The 2,178-nt window shown below is 66.5% G+C and carries 2 protein-coding genes; one reads left to right on the forward strand and one right to left on the reverse strand.

The window, feature by feature from the left end:
* The first annotated feature begins 63 nt into the window (after positions 1–63).
* The gene (locus Q0982_RS19830) at positions 64–432 is read left to right on the forward strand and encodes a hypothetical protein (RefSeq protein ID WP_299398850.1); all 369 of its coding nucleotides are present in this window, start codon (positions 64–66) and stop codon (positions 430–432) included.
* A gap of 20 nt (positions 433–452) precedes the next feature.
* Here the strand turns inward: Q0982_RS19830 and uvrB are convergent.
* Positions 453–2,178: excinuclease ABC subunit UvrB (gene uvrB / locus Q0982_RS19835; RefSeq protein WP_299398853.1), on the reverse strand; the 1,726-nt coding region annotated here is incomplete at its 5' end.

A 2,178-nucleotide genomic window follows, 5' to 3' on the forward strand; every position in this document is an offset into this window, starting at 1 on the left:
GCAGGGAAGCGGGTCGCTCGGCTGGGCGGCACGCAGTCTTCTCGGAGGCGAGCCGGCAAAGCGATGCCCGAACATCAGGCGCTGTTGCGCAAGATCGTAGTTCTGACGACCGGTCTGGTCGTCGCTTACGCCATGATCGCCTTTGATCTCCTCTTCGGCGCCGCCGGCGGGCCGGGCGTGCTGTTCTATGCGGCGCTCGCGATGCTGGCCGGTCTCAGCCTCTATGCGGCGGGCTGGGTGATCGGTGTTGTCGAGGCCCTGACCAGCACGGCGCTGACGGAGTTTCTCCCGCTGGCGATCCTGGTCTGGGTGCTGGCGATCACGGCGGTGGTCCTGCTGCTGCCGCTGGCTCTGCCGGTCCTGGCGGTGCAGTACTGGCGCGCCCGCCGCCGCTTTCTGATGGCTGAAGGCGAGAGCGACGACCCGGCCTGACCCTTTCTAGCGCCGAGAGTTCACCGCCGCCTTCCCCCAGAGCGCCCGCGATGCTTGCCCTTGCGGGACTTGCTGGCGGCTCCGGCTCTGGCGATGCGGTCGGCGAAGCCGGCTCCGCTGCCGTCGCCGGAGGCCGAGCCCGGTTTGTCGAGGCCCAGTTCCTGGTCCTGCAGGCGCTTGATCTCGTCGCGCAGGCGGGCGGCCTCCTCGAACTCCAGGTCGGCGGCGGCCTCGCGCATGCGCTTTTCCAGGTCTTCGATGTAGGCGCGCAGGTTGTGGCCGACCATGTGCTTGGTTTTCTCGTCGCCGGTCTTCACCGTGACGTGGTCGCTCTCGTAGACGCTCTCCAGGATGTCGGCGATCTGCTTCTTCACCGATTCCGGGGTGATGCCGTTGGCCTCGTTGTAGCTCTGCTGCTTCTCCCGGCGGCGGTTGGTTTCCTCCAGCGCCGCGGTCAGGCTGTCGGTCATCTTGTCGGCATAAAGAATGACGCGGCCGTCGACGTTGCGCGCCGCCCGCCCGATGGTCTGGATCAGTGAGGTGGTGGAGCGCAGGTAACCCTCTTTGTCGGCATCGAGGATGCAGACCAGGGCGCATTCGGGAATGTCCAGGCCCTCGCGCAGCAGGTTGATGCCCACCAGCACGTCGAAGACCCCCAGACGCAGATCGCGGATGATCTCGATGCGCTCCAGGGTGTCGACGTCGGAGTGGATGTAGCGCACCTTCAGGCCGGCCTCGTGGAGGTATTCGGTCAGGTCCTCGGCCATGCGCTTGGTGAGCGTGGTCACCAGCACCCGGTTGCCCGCCGCGGCCATGGCCTTGCATTCGCCGATCAGGTCATCGACCTGGCTTTCGGTGGGGCGGACGATGCAGACCGGGTCGATAAGGCCGGTCGGGCGGATCACCTGTTCGACAAAGACGCCGCCGGTCTGCTTCAGCTCCCAGGGGCCGGGGGTGGCCGAGACGTAGACCGTCTGCGGGCGCATCTGCTCCCACTCCTCGAACTTCAGCGGCCGGTTGTCGATGCACGACGGCAGGCGGAAGCCGTATTCGGCGAGCGTCGACTTGCGCGCGTAGTCCCCGCGGAACATGCCGTTCAACTGGCCGACCGTGACGTGGCTCTCGTCGACGAAGAGCAGCGCGTCCTCTGGCAGGTATTCGAAGAGGGTCGGCGGCGGCTCGCCGGGATTGCGCCCGGTGAGGTAGCGCGAGTAGTTCTCGATCCCGGCGCAGGAGCCGGTGGCCTCGATCATCTCCAGATCGAAGGTGGTGCGCTGCTCCAGGCGCTGGGCCTCCAGCAGCTTGCCCTGCTGGTTGAACAGCTCGAGCTGGATCTTCAGGTCTTCTTTGATCTGCTTGGCGGCCTGCTGCAGGGTCGGGCGCGGCGTCACGTAGTGGCTGTTGGCGTAGACCTTCACCGACTCCAGGCTGTCGGTCTTGTCGCCGGTCAGCGGGTCGAACTCGTGGATCGTCTCCACTTCGTCGCCGAAGAGGGTGAGGCGCCAGGCGCGGTCCTCGTAGTGGGCCGGGAAGATGTCGAGGGTATCGCCGCGCACGCGGAAGGTGCCGCGGTGAAAGTTGCCGTCGTTGCGCTTGTACTGCAGCTCCACCAGCTTCTTCAAAAGGTCGGCGCGGCGGATCTCCTGCCCGGCCTTCACCTCCACGATCATGGTGGCATAGGTCTCCGGCGAGCCGATGCCGTAGATGCAGGAGACCGAGGCGACGATCACCACGTCGCGGCGCTCG

The sequence above is a fragment of the Pelagibius sp. genome (genome assembly GCF_028281305.1).
Classification (GTDB): Bacteria; Pseudomonadota; Alphaproteobacteria; order Kiloniellales; family Kiloniellaceae; genus Pelagibius.